We start from the raw sequence: 17,290 nt of genomic DNA, 5'->3' as shown, positions 1-17,290 counted from the left end.
GCGAATACACGTCTTCGAACTTCATAAGTCGAACTTCCTGTAACACTTCTGTCCGCTTCATAACGCCTCCTTTCGGAGACATGATAAAACCGGACAGATCGCATGTTACCTACACCGGACATATCGCTTGTTAGCGACATTTGGTCATGAGGGGAATTGTTAACAACCGGTTGAGCGCTTATTTTAACCTCATCGTAACACCAACTCAGCCTCAACCCTGCAGGAGCCAGATGTATGTCACAGCATTCCAACCTGAACGAAGCCTTGGGTGTGCTGGACGATCAATTGCGCTCCCTTGAAACACTGACGAAGGCAAACAGCTTTCTGGTGGAGATCCTGCGCAATGAACGCGCGGAGCTGGAGGCGATGGATGCGGCCACCGCACGCCGGGCGCTCACCGAGCGGGCGGTTGCCGCCTTCGGCCCAGATGCGGGCCACAGCGCGGATCCCGATACGCTGGAGGTGTTGATCAATGCCCTGCAAGGGGCAGATGGCACACAGGGTACACAGGGCGCGCAAATCATCCCCTTTCCCGGTGGTCGTCGGACCCTGCATTGATTTCGCCAGCCCCGCCGCCTTGTTAAGGCGTCTAATACGGCTGTCGCGCTGGCATGGGCATGGGTCTGTTTTTGCTTCGTGATCGAATGTGAGCGCGGCGCAGCACCGCTCGTCTGGAATTTCCCACAACGGTTCTTATCTCAGCTGCAATGGGAAACCGACCATGGCGGCTGAGCGCCGATGTGCTGATCTTTGGGAGCGATCTCCCCTGCGGCACTGACCTGCCTCTCGGCGAAGTTGCATCACGCCATGGTCCTGCAGAGAGGAACATGGATATGCGTTTGTTCAAAATAGCCGCACTGGCAATGATCGGGATCACTGGGATCGGTGCCGTGGCAGAGGCTGCGGGGAAGGTGCATGTGTCACCAGAGCGGATCCGCGTGTTTGATCTGGGCAATGGCCAGTTCGAAGTTGTCCCCCCACGGGGCGAGGTGCGTGACGCCTATTGGTGTGGCGCGGCTGATTATGCGCGCCGGTCGTTGGGTGCGGGCTGGGGGCAGGAGATCTATGTCGTGCGTGGCTTGGGCGAAGGGGTCGCCATTAACCGTAAATCCACCGTTCTCTTTTCGCTCTCACCTGTGGCGAGTGACAAGACCGAGAGTTTCATTCGCCGCAGCAACGCCTTTGACGTTGGGGACCGCCTCAGCGTTCAGGAAGCCGACCACAAATGCAGCATCGTGCGTCGGCGGTTCTGATTGAGGGGCGGTGGCCCGGTTGCGGCCATCGCCATTTGCAAGCGATTGGAAAGGTGGAGATATGAGACTGTTTTTGAACCTAACGACTGCAGGCAACACCAAAGAGGCTTCTGGCAAGCGCCGCAGGATTGTGACCTTCCTTTGTGCCCTTATGGCTGCAACACCGCTGTTCGCCCCGGCGGCGATCGCAGAGCAGCCGTTCAAGGCGATTAATCGACTGACTGTTGTGCCCATTGGTGGCGGTGAATTCGAAGTGATTGGGCGGGCCGGCGCGTTCAAGCCGGACTACTGGTGCGCAGCGGGCGACTATGTCCGCAAATCGCTTGCGCTTGACTGGCAGACACAAATCTATGCGATCGATGGTATTTCCCGCAGCGTGACGTCCGATGCGCGCTCTGCCGTGCGCTTCACCCTTGACCCGGAGCAATCGGGCATCACCCCGCACCAGAGCAATTGGGTCGGCGATATTCTGACGCCCGGTTTCTCGATGCGCACCAGCTCCGCCTTTGGTGAATGCGAAGATCGCCGCTTCCCCTTCCGCACCTTTAACTGATATCGGGGGGCCATACGCTAGGCCTGGGATATTGATCCTGTGATGTCCGCCCGGGGGCACTCTCGATGGGGAATGGTTGCTACGATGTCGATAGGTCAAAGGGAGCCGTCCATGCAGAACCGGTTTGTTGTTTCGACTCGTGGACAGGGGCTCTATCAGATGACGGATCCAGTGTTGGATTGGGTCCGCTCAACCAAACAACAAACCGGTTTGTTGACCTTGTTTGTGCAGCACACTTCTTGTTCGTTGCTGATCCAGGAAAACGCGGACCCGGAGGTCCAAGACGATCTGAAAGCCTTCTTCTCGCGTTTGGTGCCGCCGGCAGATGATCCATCGATGCACTATCTGCGCCACACTTATGAAGGGGTGGATGACATGCCCGCCCACATCAAAGCGGCCCTGCTGCCTGTCAGCCTCTCCATCCCGATCTGTGACGGGCGGGTTGCTCTGGGCACCTGGCAGGGGATTTTTCTGTTTGAACATCGCGATGCACCGCATCACCGGAAGATCATGGCGCATATCGCATAAGGCCCGCCATGTTGTGGTTTTATTTCCCCACTACCCAAAGGCTAGAGGCTGCCATATAGTTGAACGCAAAGGCGCAAATGCGCCCGAACGACAGGCGGTCACATAAAGGGGGGACAGCTCATGCGCTGCCCGTTTTGCGGAAATATCGACACCCAGGTGAAAGACTCGCGCCCCGCGGAGGATCACGTTTCGATCCGGCGCCGGCGGTTTTGCCCGGCCTGTGGCGGGCGGTTCACGACCTATGAACGCGTGCAGCTGCGCGATCTCGTGGTGATCAAATCCAACGGCAAGCGCGAGGATTTTGATCGTGACAAGCTCGAGCGGTCGATCCGTATTTCCATGCAAAAGCGCCCGATTGAACCGGAGCGGATTGATCAGATGATCTCTGGCATAGTGCGGCGGCTGGAAAGCATGGGGGAGACCGACATCAATTCCAGCAAGATCGGGGAGATCGTGATGGAGGCCTTGGCGCGGATTGACACTGTGGCCTACGTCCGATTTGCCAGTGTCTACAAGAACTTCCAGGCGGCTGATGACTTTGAGGACTTTGTCCATGAGCTGCGGCCCAATGTGACACCCGAAGAGTGATGCACACGCACGAAAGATACATGCAGCTTGCGCTGACATTGGGTCGGCGCGGGCAGGGGAACTGTTGGCCAAATCCGGCTGTGGGCTGCGTGATCGTCAATCAGGGCCGGATTGTTGGGCGCGGTTGGACGCAACCGGGCGGCCGACCCCATGCAGAGCCCATGGCGCTGGCCCAGGCCGCAGAGGCCGCGCGCGGGGCCACGGCCTATGTCTCTTTGGAGCCCTGTTCGCATTATGGCAAAACACCGCCCTGCGCGCAGGCGTTGATTGACGCGGGCGTTGCGCGTGTTGTAGCCGCGATCGAAGACAGCGATCCCCGCGTGTCCGGCCACGGCTTTGCCATGTTGCGGGCGGCTCAGATCGAGGTGATCACTGGCGTCTGCGCCGATCAAGCCGCGCAGGATCATGCGGGGTTCTTTCTCAAGACCGAACAGGGTCGTCCGTTTGTAACCCTGAAGCTCGCCAACAGCTTTGATGGTCGGATCGCGACCAGCACCGGGGAAAGCAAATGGATCACGGGGCCCGAGGCGCGCCGCGTGGTTCATGCGATGCGGGCGCGTCACGATGCGGTGATGGTCGGGGGTGGCACCGCGCGGGTGGATGATCCATCTCTGACAGTGCGCGATCTGGGTGTGGCGCGGCAACCGGTTCGGGTTGTGATTTCACGACATCTCGATCTGCCGCTGATGGGGCAGCTTGCCCGCAGTGCGAGGGAGATCCCGTTGTGGATCTGTCACGGCGCCGGAGCCGATGCCGACCGGTCGAAGGCCTGGAGCGAGCTGGGGGCGACGCTGTTGCCCTGCGGCACCGATGGGTTGCAGCTCGATGCAAGCGATGTGTTGCAGCAATTGGGGCAGGCTGGGCTGACACGCGTGTTCTGTGAGGGCGGCAGCGGTCTTGCGGCGTCTTTGCTGAAACAGGATCTGGTGGATGAGTTGATTGGCTTCACCGCCGGTGTGACGCTGGGCGGAGATGGGCTCGCGTCTATTGGTGGGCTCGCTTACGAGGCGCTGGCACAGGCGCCGAGGTTTGAGCTGTGTGGGACGCGCCCGGTTGGCGGTGACGTCTTGCATCGGTGGCGCCGCGCGTAGACGTGACGCAGATTGCGGCGTAGAGATAGCCTCGTAGCGTAGCGATCTATCCCCGCCGCCACAAAAACGCATAGCTCGACATCAGCCCTTGAAGCTTGGCGAGCATCCGGTTGCTTGTGGTGCGCGGCAGTGCGGCGTCCGATGCCAGCCGGTCTGCGACCAGTTCCACCTGGCAGGGCAGGCCGCTCACAGGGTCGATGTAACGCGGATAGTCGATCAGGGCGGCGTGCACCAATCCCAGCAGGCTGGGGCGCGCGCGCCTGCGAGCCACGGGAACCGCGCCGAGATCGCGCGTCAGCCCCCAACCCGCATAGAAGGGCGCACCAAGAGTGGTGACCTTCACGCCGCGCAACAGTGCCTCAAAGCCCAGCAGCGATGTCATGGTCCAGATCTCATGCACCGCGTCCAATAGGGCCATCGGATCAGCATCCGCCACCACAAGATTGGCAATGCCTTCTGCGGCCACTTGCCCGTCACGCAAGCCCGCCTCGACATCGGGATGCGGTTTGTAGATCAGGATCGCATCTGGATTGGCCTGGCGGGCCGCACGGAGCAATTGGGCATTGGTGGTGATTTTCTCTGTGCCCAAACGCACCGAAGCGTCATCCGCGACCTGCCCAACCACAAGAATCCTGTGTCCCTCGGGCAGATCGGGGACACTGCCACCCAGGTTGTATTTCGACAGGCTGTTGCGCACGATCCGCTGGATGAGCCGTTCGGCCCGGCGTTCTTGCGCCGCTGTCAGTGTCGCGCGAGCGGCAATCAGATCCTCCAGGTCGCTGGGTTCGCTGGGGTCATAATGGATGCCCTGACGGTCAAGAACCAATGAGACTGGCGGAACCAGGTCCGCGCCGAGGCCCCGGGATCGCAGGAAGCCATCTTCAACCCGATGCGCACCAATGTGTTTTGTTTTGCTGGCCCGGCTGGCCCAGACCATCCAGTTGCGCCCACTGTGCCGCGCTGTCTTGGAACTGTTGGAAAACCGGAGTTTTCGGCTGCGCCCAAAGAAGGCTTGCAGGTGCGGGCGTTTCCACAGCCCGATGGAGGCCGCGATCCAACCCGCTCGGTCCTGACGCCAATGCCTGACCTCGGCTTCCAGCGCATCAATGACCTCTTCCAGCTCGCACAGGCGGTCATCATAGGGGCTGTACCAGGTCGGGTAGAGGATCATGGCCGCTGCAAATAACTGCGCACGGGTCAGTCGACGCTGACGCCGCTGCACGGGGAAGCGATCATCGCTCAGCCCCCAACCGATATAGAAAGGCTGGCCAAAAACCCGGGGGCGGTGTCCCGTCAGAATGGCCTCAAACCCCATATGGGAGGACACGGTATAAACCGCGATGGCCCCATCCAGCAGGGCCCAGGGGGAGACGGCGGTATCGAGTAGTTCGACCTTGCCGTGGACATCCTTCGTTGAATAATAGCCAGGGCGATGGCCTGCGGTATCCTCTGGATGGGTCTTGATGATGATGCGGGCACCGGGATTTTCGTCCTGCGCGTAGTACAGCATCTCCTGAAATCGCAGTACGTCTGTGCCCTCATGCGGGCATGAGGCGCGCACAGAGGCATCGCCGCGAACCTGATCGATCACCAACACATAGCCGGGCTCAGGTGGTGCGCTGTCTGGTGAATAGGCGTTGTATTTGCTTAAATGGGCGTCCTGCAGCCGCTCAATCGCGCGCCGGGCGCGCCGCATCAGCGCGCTATCGTCCAGGGGATGCTGCGTAAGCAGGGTTTCCAGATCGGACGGCTGGGCAGGATCGAAATGCAGTCCGGATCGATCCAGCAGCAAACCCAGCGGTGGCTCGCCAGAGCGGCCGGGATGGATCGAGCGCAGGAAGGCGTCTTCCACATGCAGCAGGTCGCAGCCCTGAGCCTCTGCCACCTGATGGCCACGATGTGCGGTGCCAGCATTGCCCCACACAGCCACCAGATCCGAAGAAGTGGGCTTGCCGAGGCGCAGATCATATCCAGCCAGGGTCAAAATCCGCCGGAGCCTGCGCTGCCAGAGGAACCCCCCGTTGAAATAGAACAGCCGAGAGCGCGCGCTCTCGGCTGTGGTCATCGTCTTGGGCATGATCATGCCATCAGCTGCCGCCAAACAGGGTCTCGACGCTGGCCAACGGGGTCAGCGGGCTGGCCAAGAGCGAGATGGTCTTGGTCCACTGTGCATAAGGCGCTTCGGTCACATAAAGCGTGTCATCATCGCGGATGACAAAATCGCGCGCCACAAACAGCCCGTTGGGCTGGGTCAGGTTCAATACGTACACCATGCGCTGCGCGCCGATCAGATCGGTGCGGCCCAGCACCTGATTGGCAATTTCGGCCTGTTCGTTGCGGAACACAAAGACACCGGTGGGGTCAGACGCGGTCGAGATCAGGCCTCCCACCTGGGCGATCGCCTCCAGCGCGGAGAGGTCCTGCGTTTCGAAATCGACCCGCGCCTGCGCATTGGTGGCACCAAGCGCGGTGAAGGCGCGGCTGTCTTCTTCCACCAGGATTTTGTCACCGCCCCGCAGCGCGATATCCAATTCCGGGTATTTGTAGAGATCCTGGAACCAGATCTTGCCCTGGGTGTTGCCGCGGATGACGGTCACCTGTGCGTTTTCAGGTTCGATTGCCACGCCGCCGGCGCGCGCCAACATGGTGGACAGCGTTCGGGTGGGGCGTTCGATGGCATAGACACCTTGGCCGCCCACGGCGCCTGTCAGGCTGACAGTGGCGCCATCACCTGCGAGACGACGCACCTGCACCTGTGGATCAGGGGTTTGATCTTCGAGTTTCTTGGTGATGGTGCGGCGCAATTGATCCGGTGTGTTGCCCGACGCCCGCAAGCGGCCTGCATAGGGCACAAAGATGAAACCGCCGCTGTCGACTTGCACCTCTTCCAGCACGGTTGCGTTGGTCGCTTCTGCGGCCAGCAAGCCATCGTCGACGTTTTCCCAAATCGTAAGCCCCAGCACATCGCCCGGGCGGATCACGTCAGAGGTCAGTTTTTGTGCGTTCAGGAAAGTGTCAGAAAACCCAAGCGCCGGAACCACGGCGGTGGCCCGTGTCACCCGGTCATTGACCGATACGATGAAGGCATCGCCTTGCTGTTGGACCGATCCGGCGTAGATTTGACGTTTGTTGGGGCCAACCTGTGGCAGCCCGCAGGATGCCACAACAGACATCACGGTCAGCAAAGCCACCGGACGCGCCCAGGAAAAGGGGACGTATTTCACTGCTCGGTCTCCTTGACCAGATGGTTTTTCTTTTATCTTTTGACAGCAAGCTACTGCAGGTTGACCGAAAAATCTAGTCTGACGGATCCGCAGGCTCAGTTGACCACCTGCAACTGTTGCGGGGCTGCCGCTGTTGTGCCCGGCTGCGCGGTATGGGGATGCGCGGCATAAGGATCCTCGACCGCCAGCATGCGGTCCACAACCTGACGCAACAGTTGCTTGCGCCCCTTGCGCGAATAAAAACCACCCGGCAGTTGCGAGGTTTCCAGCAGATAGCGGCGATAGTCCCGATAGGCTCCCAGATCGGGCGCTTTCGGATTGGCAAAGAACGCCGTCAGCGCCTGATCAGACACAAATTGCGGTTTGCCGTAGACGGCTTTGCCAAAGATTTTCAATGGAATGCCACGCCACAGCGCCTGCTGGCCAGCAGTGGAGTTCACAGTCACCGCACTGACGGCGTCGTCAAGCAGCCGGGCGAGTTTGCCGCCCCGCACGTAATGCAGCCGGTCCGCAATGCCATAACGGCATGCAAGATCCCGCAGCTGCTGTCGGACTGGGCTGCGGCCATCCTCCAGGGGGTGGGCTTTCACCACCAAATGGTGATGCTGCGGTGCGCCTTTGGCGAAACCGCGGCAGACCTCTTCCATAAAATCGGCATTGGTCGAAAAGGGCGAATGCGCCTGAAAGGCGCTGTCATGTTCCAATTGCAGCAGCAGCAAATGATAGGGGAAGCCACCATTGCGCACCCGGCGGGTGGCCCATCGCCGCTCCAGCGCTTGCAAGGGCATCAATACGAGACGCCGCAGATAGAGCTGGAATTCCCGAGTGACCGAAATGCCGCGATGGGGGCGAAACGCTGGATAGCCCCGGTTCAGCAGCATCACACAGCCATGATAGAGCGCACCGTAAAAGATATGCTGACGGGTATCGCCCCAATGTGATGGCGGGGGTGCTGCTTCGCGGTCACTATCTGCAAGACTTGCAACCATATCCGCCACATCCATGTCCATCAGCCGTGAATGTCCGTTGGAACCATCACGCTCATACGTGGCCCAATATGGGCGCAGGTAACCCTCTTCGAAGACATGGACACGCAGATGGGCAGCTTTGGCCGCGCGGACCGCATCGGCGTGAATGGCGCGGGTGTCACCATAGAGCACGAGATCAGTGATCTGCCGTTCTGCGATGACCTCTGCGATATGGTCAGCCCAGCGGTCTGGCGTCTGACGGTAGGCAATGTAACTGGCGCGATCTGGCCAAAACACCCGGTCGCCAGCGTTGAAACCCACTCGCCAGGTCTGTGCCCCGGCCCGGCGCAGCATAGTGGAGAGCTGATAGAAAAATGGCCCATGCGGCCCCTGCAGAAACAGAAACCGGCGGCCCGCGCTGCTGCGCGGGTCCAAGGTCTGAACCGCGCCTTTGCTGCGGTCCCGGTCGGGGCCTTGGTCAGCGGGCCAGACGGGATCTGTTTTGGGTTCAGGGGGCAATTCGGGTGTGTTGGACATACGCCGGGTCATTTCAAAAAACACTGCGTGCAACCATAGGGCTCAAAGTGGGGAGAAACCAGCCTCCATACCGCCGCCTGCAGGGGTGTTTGCGGGGAATAAACGGTGGAAACGTGCACATCTCGGCGCAGGAGCCAGTGCCGACGCCTGTGTTCGTATCTGTGTCTTGGACTTGCCGAGCCGGGGTGCAATGGCTAGGTCTTGAGCCAAATGGACCCAGCAGCCCGGCCCCGAGGCACGGAGCAGAGAGGAGCGCTCGAGATGTTTACAGGTATCGTCACCGATATTGGCAGCATTGCAGAACTGGAACAGCAGGGGGATCTGCGCGCGCGGATCCGCACCAGCTACGATACTGGCGGTATCGATATCGGGGCATCAATTGCCTCTGATGGGGTGTGCCTCACGGTGATTGCGCTGGGCGCGGATTGGTATGACGTCCAGATCTCGGCGGAAACCGTTTCGAAAACCAATCTGTCCAGCTGGACTGTTGGCAAACGGGTCAATCTGGAACGGGCCTTGAAGGTCGGCGATGAACTCGGCGGGCATATCATGTCGGGCCATGTCGATGGCGTGGCTGAGGTCGTTCAGATCGCTGACGAGGGTGACAGCACCCGGGTAACATTGCGCGCGCCCACTGCTTTGGCTCGGTTCATCGCGCCCAAAGGCTCCGTCGCGCTCAACGGGACGTCCTTGACGGTGAATGACGTCGATGGCTGTGATTTTGGCATCAACTTCATCCCACATACCAAAGAGGTGACCACCTGGGGGGATGTTGCTCTCGGCGATCAGGTCAACTTGGAGATTGATACGCTGGCGCGCTATGTGGCTCGACTGAGCGACGCAATGTGATCCAGGGGCTCAGAGCATACAGGGGTACAGAGCATATATGACAGGCGTCGTGATCTGACCCGCCTGTCAGCTCTTCCAGCCCGCCATCTCTTCAGCCTGTCATCTTTCCAAAAATACTCCGGGGTGAGGCCGCGAGGCCGAGGGGCAGCGCCCCTTTCTGATACCGGCATACAGCCTGACCCCCGCATACAGCACCGGCATATGACACCTGCATATGACACCGCCGGCCGGGGTTGCCTATCGGCTACCACATGTCCCCTACGGTGTAGCCCGCCGGGAAAGGATCACTTGGGTCCAACGTGTAGTTCGACAGCCCATAGATCCAGCCCTGGCCCGACAGGCTCGGCACGATGGCGCGATAGCCGCCGACGGTGGTTTCGGCTTCGATGCGGCCGGTGAATGTGGTCCCAAGCGGTCCGGCATTCACGTAATCCTCGCCAACGCGCAATTGCCCACGGGCATGCAACACGGCCATTTTGGCGCAGGTGCCGGTGCCACAGGGGGAGCGGTCCAGAATGCCACTGGCATCCTGCGGGCGCGCGGGATCAAAGGGGCCTGTTGAAATGGTGATGGCTCCCCGCCCATGCGTGTCTGCTGTCACCGGATCCGCCCATAGATTGGTGATCGTGGGGCCCGTAATGGCAGGGTTTTCGGGGTGCACAACAGGCAGCTGCTCGGCGGTGGCGTGGCGGATGGCCTCGCTGATGCGCACGATTTCGCCCCCATTTTCGGCGGCAAGCGATAGGCCGAGCTGTTCGGCGTGTGCCAGGACAAAGAACATCCCGCCCCAGGCCACATCCACGGTTACCTTGCCCACGCCGGGTACATCGACCACCGCGTCCAGATGCATGACAAATGCGGGCACGTTGCGGAACTCCACCCGCGTGACCTTGCCGTCGCGGCAGGTGGCGCGCACCCGGATCAACCCTGCGGGCGCCTCCAGCGTCAGTTCGGTCACCGGCTCGACCATGGGAAACACTCCGGTTTCCAAAAGCACGGTGACAACGCAGATTGTGTTAGAGCCAGACATGGGCGGATATTCGGTTTGCTCAAAAATAATGAACCCAGCGTCCGCCTCGGGATGGCAAGGAGGGACGATGACGTTGCCGCAAAGACCGGGGTTGCCACGCGGCTCGCGCAGCATCTGCAGGCGGATATCGTCATGACGGCGGGCCATGTCCTGCATTTTCTCAAATACACTCGCGCCCCGCAGCAAGGGCATGCCACCGGTGATGACGCGGCCAGACTCGCCCTCTGCGTGTGCTTCAACCGCTTGAATGATCCGTGATGTGCGCATCAGAACTCCCTTCGACAACGGATCCGAGACACCGTGACTTCAAATTGGATCCAATCCTAGTTCTGCATATCCTGCAGGCGCGGTCCAGTCCGGATGTGGCCGCCGGTGGCCGGGTTGACCCGTGGTTTGCGGGACTGGCATTTGCAGCTGTCTTGGGGTAACTGCCTAACATATCCCGCTGCGCTGACTCAGTTGCAGCTGCCCACCGAAAGGTTGCATGTATGAGCTTTGAAACTCCCGGTCCGGTCGAGGCCCAGTTGCGTGACGCAATCAGCCCGATTGAAGACATCATCGAAGACGCCCGCCAGGGCCGGATGTTCATTCTGGTCGATCACGAAGACCGCGAGAATGAGGGGGATCTTGTGATCCCGGCGCAGTTTGCCGACGCCGCGGCTGTGAATTTCATGGCAACCCATGGGCGTGGTCTGATTTGTCTGCCAATGACCGCAGAACGTGTGGACGCGCTGGGCCTGCCTATGATGGCGGTGAACAATTCATCGCGTCACGAAACTGCCTTCACCGTGTCGATCGAAGCCCGCGAAGGGGTCTCCACCGGGATCTCCGCTGCAGATCGTGCCCTGACGATTGCTGAGGCGATCAACGAAGACAACACCATGGCGGCCCTGGCCACGCCGGGTCATGTATTCCCGTTGCGGGCCAAACGGGGGGGCGTCTTGGTGCGCGCCGGTCATACCGAAGCGGCGGTGGATATCTCGCGGCTTGCAGGTCTGCATCCCTCCGGTGTGATTTGTGAAATCATGAAAGAGGACGGCACCATGGCCCGGCTGCCGGATCTGGTGGCCTTTGCGCAGACCCACGACATGAAGATCGGCACCATCAGTGATCTGATCACCTATCGGGCGCGCAATGATAACTTGGTGGTGGAGACATCCCGCGAAACCGTGACCTCCGAATTTGGCGGTGACTGGGAGATGCGGTTGTTCACCGATCAGACCCATGGGGTGGAACATGTGGTGATGATCAAAGGGGATATCTCAACCCCCGAACCGGTCTTGTGCCGCACCCATGCGTTGCACGAGGCGACTGATATCCTCGGGCTCGGACCCAAGCCTGCGGCGCAGCTGCCGCGCTCTATGGAGCTGATCGCCAAAGAGGGGCGCGGCATTGTTTGCCTGTTCCGCTCCCCGCGCAGCGCGCTTTATGCGCAGGATGACGATGGCCCACGGACCATCAAACAAACCGGTCTTGGCGCCCAGATCCTGTCCAAGATGGGGATTCAGGAATTGATCCTGCTCACCGATTCTCCAAAGACAACCTATCTCGGTCTCGATGCCTACGGGCTGCAGATCGTGGGCACCAAACCTCTGCTGAAGGACGCTTGATATGGCCGGACATGAAACTCATTACACCCTGCCGCGCCCGGAATTCGACAAGCCGGTCAAATTGCTGATCGTTGTTGCGCCATACTACAAGGATATTGCCGACAATCTGGTGGCGGGCGCACGTGCGGAGATCGAAGCCGCAGGTGGCAGCTGCGAGGTGATCGAGGTGCCAGGTGCGCTTGAGGTGCCGACAGCCATTGCCATCGCAGATCGCAGCTCAAACTTTGACGGTTATGTCGCGCTTGGGTGTGTGATCCGCGGCGAGACCACGCATTATGACACGGTGTGCAACGACTCCAGCCGGGCTATCCAGCTGATGGGCCTGCAAGGTCTGTGCATCGGCAATGGCATTCTGACCGTTGAAAATCGCAAACAGGCGGAGGTCCGCGCGGATCTGGCCGATCAGAACAAGGGCGGCGGCGCAGCGGCTGCGGCCTTGCATCTGATCGCGCTGACGCGTAAGTGGGGCGCCCAAAGCAAGGGAGTCGGCTTCAAGGCGCCTTCCGAGGCCATCAAACTGGCCGACAGAGACAACGGACCCACAACAGCATGACCACTTCGGACGGCCAAGACGCACCGCGCAAGGGCAACGACAAATTCAAGATGAGATCCGCGTCCCGGCTTTATGCCGTGCAGGCGCTGTTTCAGATGGAACACAGCAATCTGACCTTTGACCGGGTGATCGTTGAATTCGAAGACCATCGTTTCGGCGAGGTGTTCGAGGATGGCGAAATGGCGGAAGGCGACAGCAAAGTGTTCCGCTCGCTTGTCGAGACGGCCGTCAACCACCAAGCCAAGATCGACCAGATGACAGACCGTGGTCTGGTGGCGAAATGGCCAATCGCGCGGATCGACCCGACGTTGCGGGCCTTGTTCCGGGCGGCGGGTGCAGAGTTCGTCGAAAACACGACACCGCCCAAGGTTGTCATCAACGAGTTCGTCGACATCGCCCGCGCCTTCTTTCCAGAAGGCAAAGAACCGAAGTTCGTCAATGCCGTCCTGGATCACATGGCGCGCGAAGCCCGGCCAGAGGCGTTCTGAGCACCGGCACTCTGAAACTACTCTAAAACGCGGCCTGCTGATCACAGCTCTTTCTTGGCTGATCACCGCATCATCAAAACGCTGGGCCCGTCCCGGCGTTTTTTGTTTGCATCGTTTCTGCGCATCTGGTGCGGCAAATCCGGCCACAGCCCCAATTGCGGCTGGACGCGGCGCGGCAGACTGCTACGTTTCTGACAACAGCAGGAGAGATGCGATGCCGAAACTGGTGAAACTCTACATCAAAAATGTTGCGATCGGATTTGGTATAGCGGGGGTCTTCGTGGCCACATTGCTGTGGTTCAACGTGATGAACCTGTGGCATCTCGTGGCCAGCTCGGACAGTGGCTTGCTTGCTGTTTTGTTGTTGTGGGTCATGAATGGGATCGTCTTTGCCGGGGTTCAATTCGGCTATGCGGTCATGTCCCTCGCCAGCAATGAACGCCCCCCGCGTGGCGGCATGCCGGTGACCCCAGATCTGCAGAAAGAACTGATCCCCGTGCGTGTCCCCGCTGAGCAGAGCCGCCAGCATCTGCGCCGTCGCTGAGCAGAGTTGCCCTAAGCGATCAGGTGCGTGGTCAGGCGCCTTTACTGACAATACTGATATTTGCAAAGCCGCCTGCATGTGCATGGCGGCTTTTGTATGTGGGCTGATGCGGCTTCTTGCCGAGCCTGCCTGCGACTTGCGCCGCCCAAACCGCGCTTTGCGCGCAGTGGTTTCCCTAGCCTAGCGTTTCAATACCAGACCAATAATCACTCAGCCTAAGCTGTCAGGGCTGTCAGAAGGGGGGGAAGCGGCGGGACCACCAGACAACCGTACGACTTTGATTCCCGAGGACCTGTATATACAGGTGGGCGCCAGGTAACTGGGCCAGGACCCAGACAGAGCCAGCTCCCTCGGAATTGCTTAAGGCCACCGGAATGCTGTCGGTCACGAGAAGGGCAGAACCCGCCACGGATCTACCTAGGGGCCTTACTGGGGTGAGGCAAGGGCAATCGGTGTTTTTGGTGCGAAACCCTGCTATCCGGCAGCGGGCGGGGCCAACTGAAGCCGCGTTTGATGTTGCATTTTGTTCACGACTTGTTCACACAAGGGGTATGTTTCAAGATCTTACTCCCGGACAGCGTTTGGCCCGTGGTGTGTCTCGTCAGCTGCTGACGCTGGGATTTGCCACGATGGAAGAATTTGTGCCAACCCGCGGTCTGCGGGTGGATGTCATTGGGCTGGGGCCGAAGGGCGAAATCTGGGTGGTGGAATGCAAATCGAGCCGAGCTGATTTCCAGTCGGATGCGAAATGGCAGGGGTATCTGGAATGGTGCGACCGGTTCTTTTGGGCCGTGGATGTCGATTTTCCGACCGAGCTGCTGCCGGACGATACCGGGCTGATCATTGGGGATGATTACGATGCAGAAATCATCCGTATGGCACCAGAGGACAAACTGCCCGCCGCCCGGCGCAAGAAGATGATCCAAAAATTTGCAACAGACGCCGCGCTTCGATTGCAGCGTCTGCGCGACCCGCAGCCTGGCGTCTAAGGTACGCAGAGACAGCCAGTCGCGTACAGGTCGCATATGGTTGGTTCGCTTTGACTGTGCAGCACGGCCCAACCAGTACGCCGGCTCGCCGCGCATGTCTGCGACGTCGCGCGTTTACTTCGCCAGGGAGGCTGCGGCCTGCGCTGCTGCCATGATTTCTTCGGCAATCTCATGGGCTTCCTCTGGATCAAAGTCCATCGGGATTTCCACGCCATTAGCTTCGATGAAGATGCGGACCATACCGGCGTCGGTCGGGCCGATCTGCATGTTGGCTTCGATGTCGCGCTCGGTGTTGATACCCATGTGGCGCTCCTGTGCTGATGCTTGCATTGACTGGATCTGCTAGACTGGGCAGGCGGCAAAGGCAAGCATCTGTTCGCGCCTGCAAGCACGGCAGTGACCGTAGGATTTCCACCCGGTGCGCTGCAGCGCTGGCAGGGAAGAGGGCGCAGGTCACTCCCTGGGGAAAGCAGATTTTCGGCCTCTCGCTTACACTTGCGCCGTGGGTTCGGCGGCACGCTACTTTGGGAGCTGGGCCGGATGCATGCACTGGGGGTGCCGATCGGAAGTGCGCAAAACAGCTGCGCAATAAGGTGAAAAACTTGTGGCTTTCCTCTTGCGCTCCTGATTGGGCTGTATTAAATCGCCCTCAGTGCCGCCTTAGCTCAGTTGGTTAGAGCGCCTGATTGTGGATCAGGAGGTCCCCCGTTCGAGCCGGGGAGGTGGTACCACCCTCACATTCCAATTCAAAGCTACAACACTCGGCAAATTCCGCTGGCGGTTTGCTGTGATTGATCTCTTTCACAGATCAACGCCGCCATGTCCGCATGCGGATGCAGCGTCGGGCGTTGCTCTCAGTCGTCGTTTTTAGTTTTCGCCCTCAGTTTTCACCAACTGTGATTTTTACGCGCTGCTCAATCGCGCCACTCAGGCTGTTTAGGATCAGAATCTCATTCTCTTGCGTGACAACCGCGATCCAACCTTCCCCGAATGTGACCGCTCGCGCAGTGATGCCATCGGGCAGGGCGATTGCCTCTGGCAGAGTGGGACCGGTCGACGACAAACGGATGACAAGCAGTGTCAGAACCACTAAGAACCCGCAGACCATAACCACCGTCAAAGTGGTCACCATACGTCGCAGGAACTTCAGCTGCGGCGTTTCAGTCGGAACATCGTTTTCAGAGGAATGTGTCATGGCCAGCCGCCGGATCGAGTTTGTCATCGCGGAAAACCCGCCTAAGCGGCTTGATAAAGCGGTTTCGAGAGATGTGCCAGAGGAAGCGACCTTGTCGCGCACCCGCCTCGCACGGCTGATTGAGGCAGGACAGCTGTCCGTTGACGGCGTTGTCGTCGTTGATGCAAAAGCGCGCGTCGCGGAAGGCGCTGTGATCGCCATCACCGTGGAAGAGGCCGAAGACAGCCATATTGGCCCAGAGGATATCCCGCTGGATGTGGTGTTTGAAGATGACGATCTGATCGTGATCAACAAACCGGCAGGCATGGTCGTGCATCCCGCGCCGGGAACCCCCTCTGGCACGTTGGTGAATGCGCTGCTGCACCACTGCGGTGACAACCTCTCGGGGGTTGGCGGCGTCAAACGGCCCGGCATTGTCCACCGCATCGACAAGGAAACCAGCGGTCTGTTGGTCGTCGCGAAATCCGATGCAGCCCATCAGGGATTGGCTGCGCAGTTCGAAAAACACACGGTAGAGCGATATTACCGTGCGCTGTGTTACGGTGTGCCCGACAGCAATGATCCGCGCCTTCGCGGTGTAAAGGGGGCGAGTTTCGAGCCCGGCAATATCCTCAAGCTGACGACCCAACTGGCGCGCCACAAGACCGACCGCCAAAAACAGGCGGTTCTGTTTCAGGGCGGACGCCACGCCATTACGCGGGCGCGCATTGTTGAACGGTTTGGCACGCCACCTGTCTTGGCGCTGGTGGAATGCTGGCTAGAGACGGGCCGCACGCATCAGATTCGGGTCCATATGGCCCATGCGGGCCATGGTCTGGTGGGCGATCCTGTCTATGGCGGAAAACGAAAGCTGGCGGCCAAATCACTGGATCCCGCGGTTGCCGCTGCCGTGCAGGGGTTTGCCCGACAAGCGCTGCATGCCGCGGTGCTGGGCTTTGTGCATCCAGTGAGCGGTGAAGACATACGCTTTGAAGCGCCGTTGCCGGACGATATGGACGATTTGTTGGCGGCTTTGGCTGGGTAGCGCCTGACGGCCTTTGCGGTCGCAATCCAACGCAAAACTCCAATTCCGGTTTGCGCACCAGTTGCGGCGTCATTCCTCGGTTGTTGCGCAGTTCGTCTGAGCAGCCGCGTTGAGTGAGCAGTGTCGTTATACTTAGCGTCATCGAACTTCCGAGTTTTGATGAGTTGACGTCATGCGTGAAAACGGTTCAGTTAGGCTCATGATCCGCCCCGGTTTTCTTACCCCTTCAGAGCGTCGAGAGCTTGAGGCTTGCGTGCGCAGTCATC

The 17,290-nt window shown here is 59.8% G+C and carries 19 protein-coding genes and 1 tRNA gene; 14 read left to right on the top strand and 6 right to left on the bottom strand.

Annotated elements, in window-relative coordinates; genetic code table 11:
- Positions 1 to 234 precede the first annotated feature (234 nt).
- The 6 genes from Q0C28_RS10475 (at position 235) to ribD (ending at position 4,013) form a co-directional block, all read left to right on the top strand.
- Complete coding sequence (locus Q0C28_RS10475) at positions 235 to 558, top strand: hypothetical protein (protein WP_293575490.1); 324 nt, start codon at positions 235 to 237, stop codon at positions 556 to 558.
- A gap of 275 nt (positions 559 to 833) precedes the next feature.
- Positions 834 to 1,253 (top strand): hypothetical protein, encoded by a 420-nt coding sequence (locus Q0C28_RS10470; protein ID WP_293575488.1) that lies wholly within the window; start codon positions 834 to 836, stop codon positions 1,251 to 1,253.
- Positions 1,254 to 1,314: 61 nt separating this feature from the next.
- Positions 1,315 to 1,806, top strand: a complete 492-nt coding sequence (locus Q0C28_RS10465; protein ID WP_293575486.1) for a hypothetical protein — start codon at positions 1,315 to 1,317, stop codon at positions 1,804 to 1,806.
- A gap of 111 nt (positions 1,807 to 1,917) precedes the next feature.
- Positions 1,918 to 2,334, top strand: a complete 417-nt coding sequence (locus tag Q0C28_RS10460; protein WP_293575485.1) for a secondary thiamine-phosphate synthase enzyme YjbQ — start codon at positions 1,918 to 1,920, stop codon at positions 2,332 to 2,334.
- Between the two features lie 120 nt (positions 2,335 to 2,454).
- The gene (gene nrdR / locus Q0C28_RS10455; RefSeq protein WP_293575483.1) at positions 2,455 to 2,922 is read left to right on the top strand and encodes a transcriptional regulator NrdR; all 468 of its coding nucleotides are present in this window, start codon (positions 2,455 to 2,457) and stop codon (positions 2,920 to 2,922) included.
- Entirely contained in the window at positions 2,922 to 4,013 is a 1,092-nt protein-coding gene (gene ribD / locus Q0C28_RS10450) for a bifunctional diaminohydroxyphosphoribosylaminopyrimidine deaminase/5-amino-6-(5-phosphoribosylamino)uracil reductase RibD (protein WP_293575481.1), read from the top strand. Before nrdR ends, ribD begins: the two co-directional genes overlap by 1 nt.
- A gap of 46 nt (positions 4,014 to 4,059) precedes the next feature.
- Here the strand turns inward: ribD and Q0C28_RS10445 are convergent, their stop codons facing one another.
- From Q0C28_RS10445 to Q0C28_RS10435, 3 genes are all read right to left on the bottom strand, one after another.
- A complete protein-coding gene (locus tag Q0C28_RS10445; RefSeq protein ID WP_293575492.1) occupies positions 4,060 to 6,090 on the bottom strand; it encodes a capsular polysaccharide biosynthesis protein in 2,031 nt (676 codons plus the stop codon).
- Between the two features lie 10 nt (positions 6,091 to 6,100).
- Entirely contained in the window at positions 6,101 to 7,237 is a 1,137-nt protein-coding gene (locus Q0C28_RS10440; RefSeq protein WP_293575479.1) for a polysaccharide biosynthesis/export family protein, read from the bottom strand.
- Between the two features lie 95 nt (positions 7,238 to 7,332).
- Positions 7,333 to 8,742, bottom strand: coding sequence for a capsule biosynthesis protein CapA (locus Q0C28_RS10435; protein ID WP_293575477.1), 1,410 nt, complete (start codon positions 8,740 to 8,742; stop codon positions 7,333 to 7,335).
- 261 nt (positions 8,743 to 9,003) lie between these two features.
- Between Q0C28_RS10435 and Q0C28_RS10430 the strand changes: the two genes are divergently transcribed.
- Positions 9,004 to 9,591: a riboflavin synthase gene (locus Q0C28_RS10430; RefSeq protein WP_293575475.1), complete on the top strand. Its 588-nt coding sequence runs from the start codon at positions 9,004 to 9,006 to the stop codon at positions 9,589 to 9,591.
- 244 nt (positions 9,592 to 9,835) lie between these two features.
- On the opposite strand, the gene Q0C28_RS10425 is transcribed toward Q0C28_RS10430, so the two are convergent.
- On the bottom strand, positions 9,836 to 10,888 hold the full coding sequence (locus tag Q0C28_RS10425) for a proline racemase family protein (protein ID WP_293575473.1): 1,053 nt from the start codon (positions 10,886 to 10,888) through the stop codon (positions 9,836 to 9,838).
- Between the two features lie 221 nt (positions 10,889 to 11,109).
- Here Q0C28_RS10425 and ribB point away from each other — a divergent pair, with 221 nt between their 5' ends.
- From ribB to Q0C28_RS10400, 5 genes are all read left to right on the top strand, one after another.
- A complete protein-coding gene (gene ribB, locus Q0C28_RS10420; RefSeq protein ID WP_293575471.1) occupies positions 11,110 to 12,231 on the top strand; it encodes a 3,4-dihydroxy-2-butanone-4-phosphate synthase in 1,122 nt (373 codons plus the stop codon).
- Position 12,232: 1 nt separating this feature from the next.
- The gene (locus tag Q0C28_RS10415) at positions 12,233 to 12,784 is read left to right on the top strand and encodes a 6,7-dimethyl-8-ribityllumazine synthase (protein ID WP_293575469.1); all 552 of its coding nucleotides are present in this window, start codon (positions 12,233 to 12,235) and stop codon (positions 12,782 to 12,784) included.
- Positions 12,781 to 13,272 carry a transcription antitermination factor NusB gene (nusB, locus tag Q0C28_RS10410; protein WP_293575467.1) on the top strand — a complete coding sequence of 164 codons (492 nt, stop codon included), beginning with the start codon at positions 12,781 to 12,783 and terminating at the stop codon, positions 13,270 to 13,272. The genes Q0C28_RS10415 and nusB overlap by 4 nt, the downstream gene beginning before the upstream one ends.
- A 214-nt stretch (positions 13,273 to 13,486) precedes the next feature.
- Complete coding sequence (locus Q0C28_RS10405; protein ID WP_293575466.1) at positions 13,487 to 13,816, top strand: hypothetical protein; 330 nt, start codon at positions 13,487 to 13,489, stop codon at positions 13,814 to 13,816.
- 551 nt (positions 13,817 to 14,367) lie between these two features.
- Positions 14,368 to 14,805 carry an MmcB family DNA repair protein gene (locus Q0C28_RS10400; RefSeq protein WP_293575464.1) on the top strand — a complete coding sequence of 146 codons (438 nt, stop codon included), beginning with the start codon at positions 14,368 to 14,370 and terminating at the stop codon, positions 14,803 to 14,805.
- A 114-nt stretch (positions 14,806 to 14,919) separates the two neighbouring features.
- On the opposite strand, the gene Q0C28_RS10395 is transcribed toward Q0C28_RS10400, so the two are convergent.
- Complete coding sequence (locus tag Q0C28_RS10395) at positions 14,920 to 15,108, bottom strand: DUF6324 family protein (protein ID WP_293575462.1); 189 nt, start codon at positions 15,106 to 15,108, stop codon at positions 14,920 to 14,922.
- A 351-nt stretch (positions 15,109 to 15,459) separates the two neighbouring features.
- On the opposite strand from Q0C28_RS10395, the gene Q0C28_RS10390 reads away from it, so the two are divergent.
- Positions 15,460 to 15,536 (top strand) — tRNA-His (locus Q0C28_RS10390).
- Between the two features lie 149 nt (positions 15,537 to 15,685).
- Here the strand turns inward: Q0C28_RS10390 and Q0C28_RS10385 are convergent.
- Positions 15,686 to 16,000, bottom strand: coding sequence for a DUF6476 family protein (locus tag Q0C28_RS10385; RefSeq protein ID WP_293575460.1), 315 nt, complete (start codon positions 15,998 to 16,000; stop codon positions 15,686 to 15,688).
- On the opposite strand from Q0C28_RS10385, the gene Q0C28_RS10380 reads away from it, so the two are divergent.
- Complete coding sequence (locus tag Q0C28_RS10380; protein WP_293575458.1) at positions 15,999 to 17,024, top strand: RluA family pseudouridine synthase; 1,026 nt, start codon at positions 15,999 to 16,001, stop codon at positions 17,022 to 17,024. The two genes, Q0C28_RS10385 and Q0C28_RS10380, sit on opposite strands and share 2 nt — an antisense overlap.
- Positions 17,025 to 17,290: the final 266 nt, after the last annotated feature.

It is taken from the genome of Phaeobacter sp., from assembly GCF_022825805.1.
Classification (GTDB): Bacteria; Pseudomonadota; Alphaproteobacteria; order Rhodobacterales; family Rhodobacteraceae; genus Phaeobacter.
This window is presented reverse-complemented; position numbering and strand designations above follow the sequence as displayed.

Coding starts and splice junctions, on each gene's coding strand:
- Q0C28_RS10475 (WP_293575490.1), top strand. CDS start 235: ATGTCACAGCATTCCAACCTGAACGAAGCCTTGGGTGTGCTGGACGAT.
- Q0C28_RS10470 (WP_293575488.1), top strand. CDS start 834: ATGCGTTTGTTCAAAATAGCCGCACTGGCAATGATCGGGATCACTGGG.
- Q0C28_RS10465 (WP_293575486.1), top strand. CDS start 1,315: ATGAGACTGTTTTTGAACCTAACGACTGCAGGCAACACCAAAGAGGCT.
- Q0C28_RS10460 (WP_293575485.1), top strand. CDS start 1,918: ATGCAGAACCGGTTTGTTGTTTCGACTCGTGGACAGGGGCTCTATCAG.
- nrdR (WP_293575483.1), top strand. CDS start 2,455: ATGCGCTGCCCGTTTTGCGGAAATATCGACACCCAGGTGAAAGACTCG.
- ribD (WP_293575481.1), top strand. CDS start 2,922: ATGCACACGCACGAAAGATACATGCAGCTTGCGCTGACATTGGGTCGG.
- Q0C28_RS10445 (WP_293575492.1), bottom strand. CDS start 6,090: ATGCCCAAGACGATGACCACAGCCGAGAGCGCGCGCTCTCGGCTGTTC.
- Q0C28_RS10435 (WP_293575477.1), bottom strand. CDS start 8,742: ATGTCCAACACACCCGAATTGCCCCCTGAACCCAAAACAGATCCCGTC.
- Q0C28_RS10430 (WP_293575475.1), top strand. CDS start 9,004: ATGTTTACAGGTATCGTCACCGATATTGGCAGCATTGCAGAACTGGAA.
- Q0C28_RS10425 (WP_293575473.1), bottom strand. CDS start 10,888: ATGCGCACATCACGGATCATTCAAGCGGTTGAAGCACACGCAGAGGGC.
- ribB (WP_293575471.1), top strand. CDS start 11,110: ATGAGCTTTGAAACTCCCGGTCCGGTCGAGGCCCAGTTGCGTGACGCA.
- Q0C28_RS10415 (WP_293575469.1), top strand. CDS start 12,233: ATGGCCGGACATGAAACTCATTACACCCTGCCGCGCCCGGAATTCGAC.
- nusB (WP_293575467.1), top strand. CDS start 12,781: ATGACCACTTCGGACGGCCAAGACGCACCGCGCAAGGGCAACGACAAA.
- Q0C28_RS10405 (WP_293575466.1), top strand. CDS start 13,487: ATGCCGAAACTGGTGAAACTCTACATCAAAAATGTTGCGATCGGATTT.
- Q0C28_RS10400 (WP_293575464.1), top strand. CDS start 14,368: ATGTTTCAAGATCTTACTCCCGGACAGCGTTTGGCCCGTGGTGTGTCT.
- Q0C28_RS10395 (WP_293575462.1), bottom strand. CDS start 15,108: ATGGGTATCAACACCGAGCGCGACATCGAAGCCAACATGCAGATCGGC.
- Q0C28_RS10380 (WP_293575458.1), top strand. CDS start 15,999: ATGGCCAGCCGCCGGATCGAGTTTGTCATCGCGGAAAACCCGCCTAAG.
- Q0C28_RS10385 (WP_293575460.1), bottom strand. CDS start 16,000: ATGACACATTCCTCTGAAAACGATGTTCCGACTGAAACGCCGCAGCTG.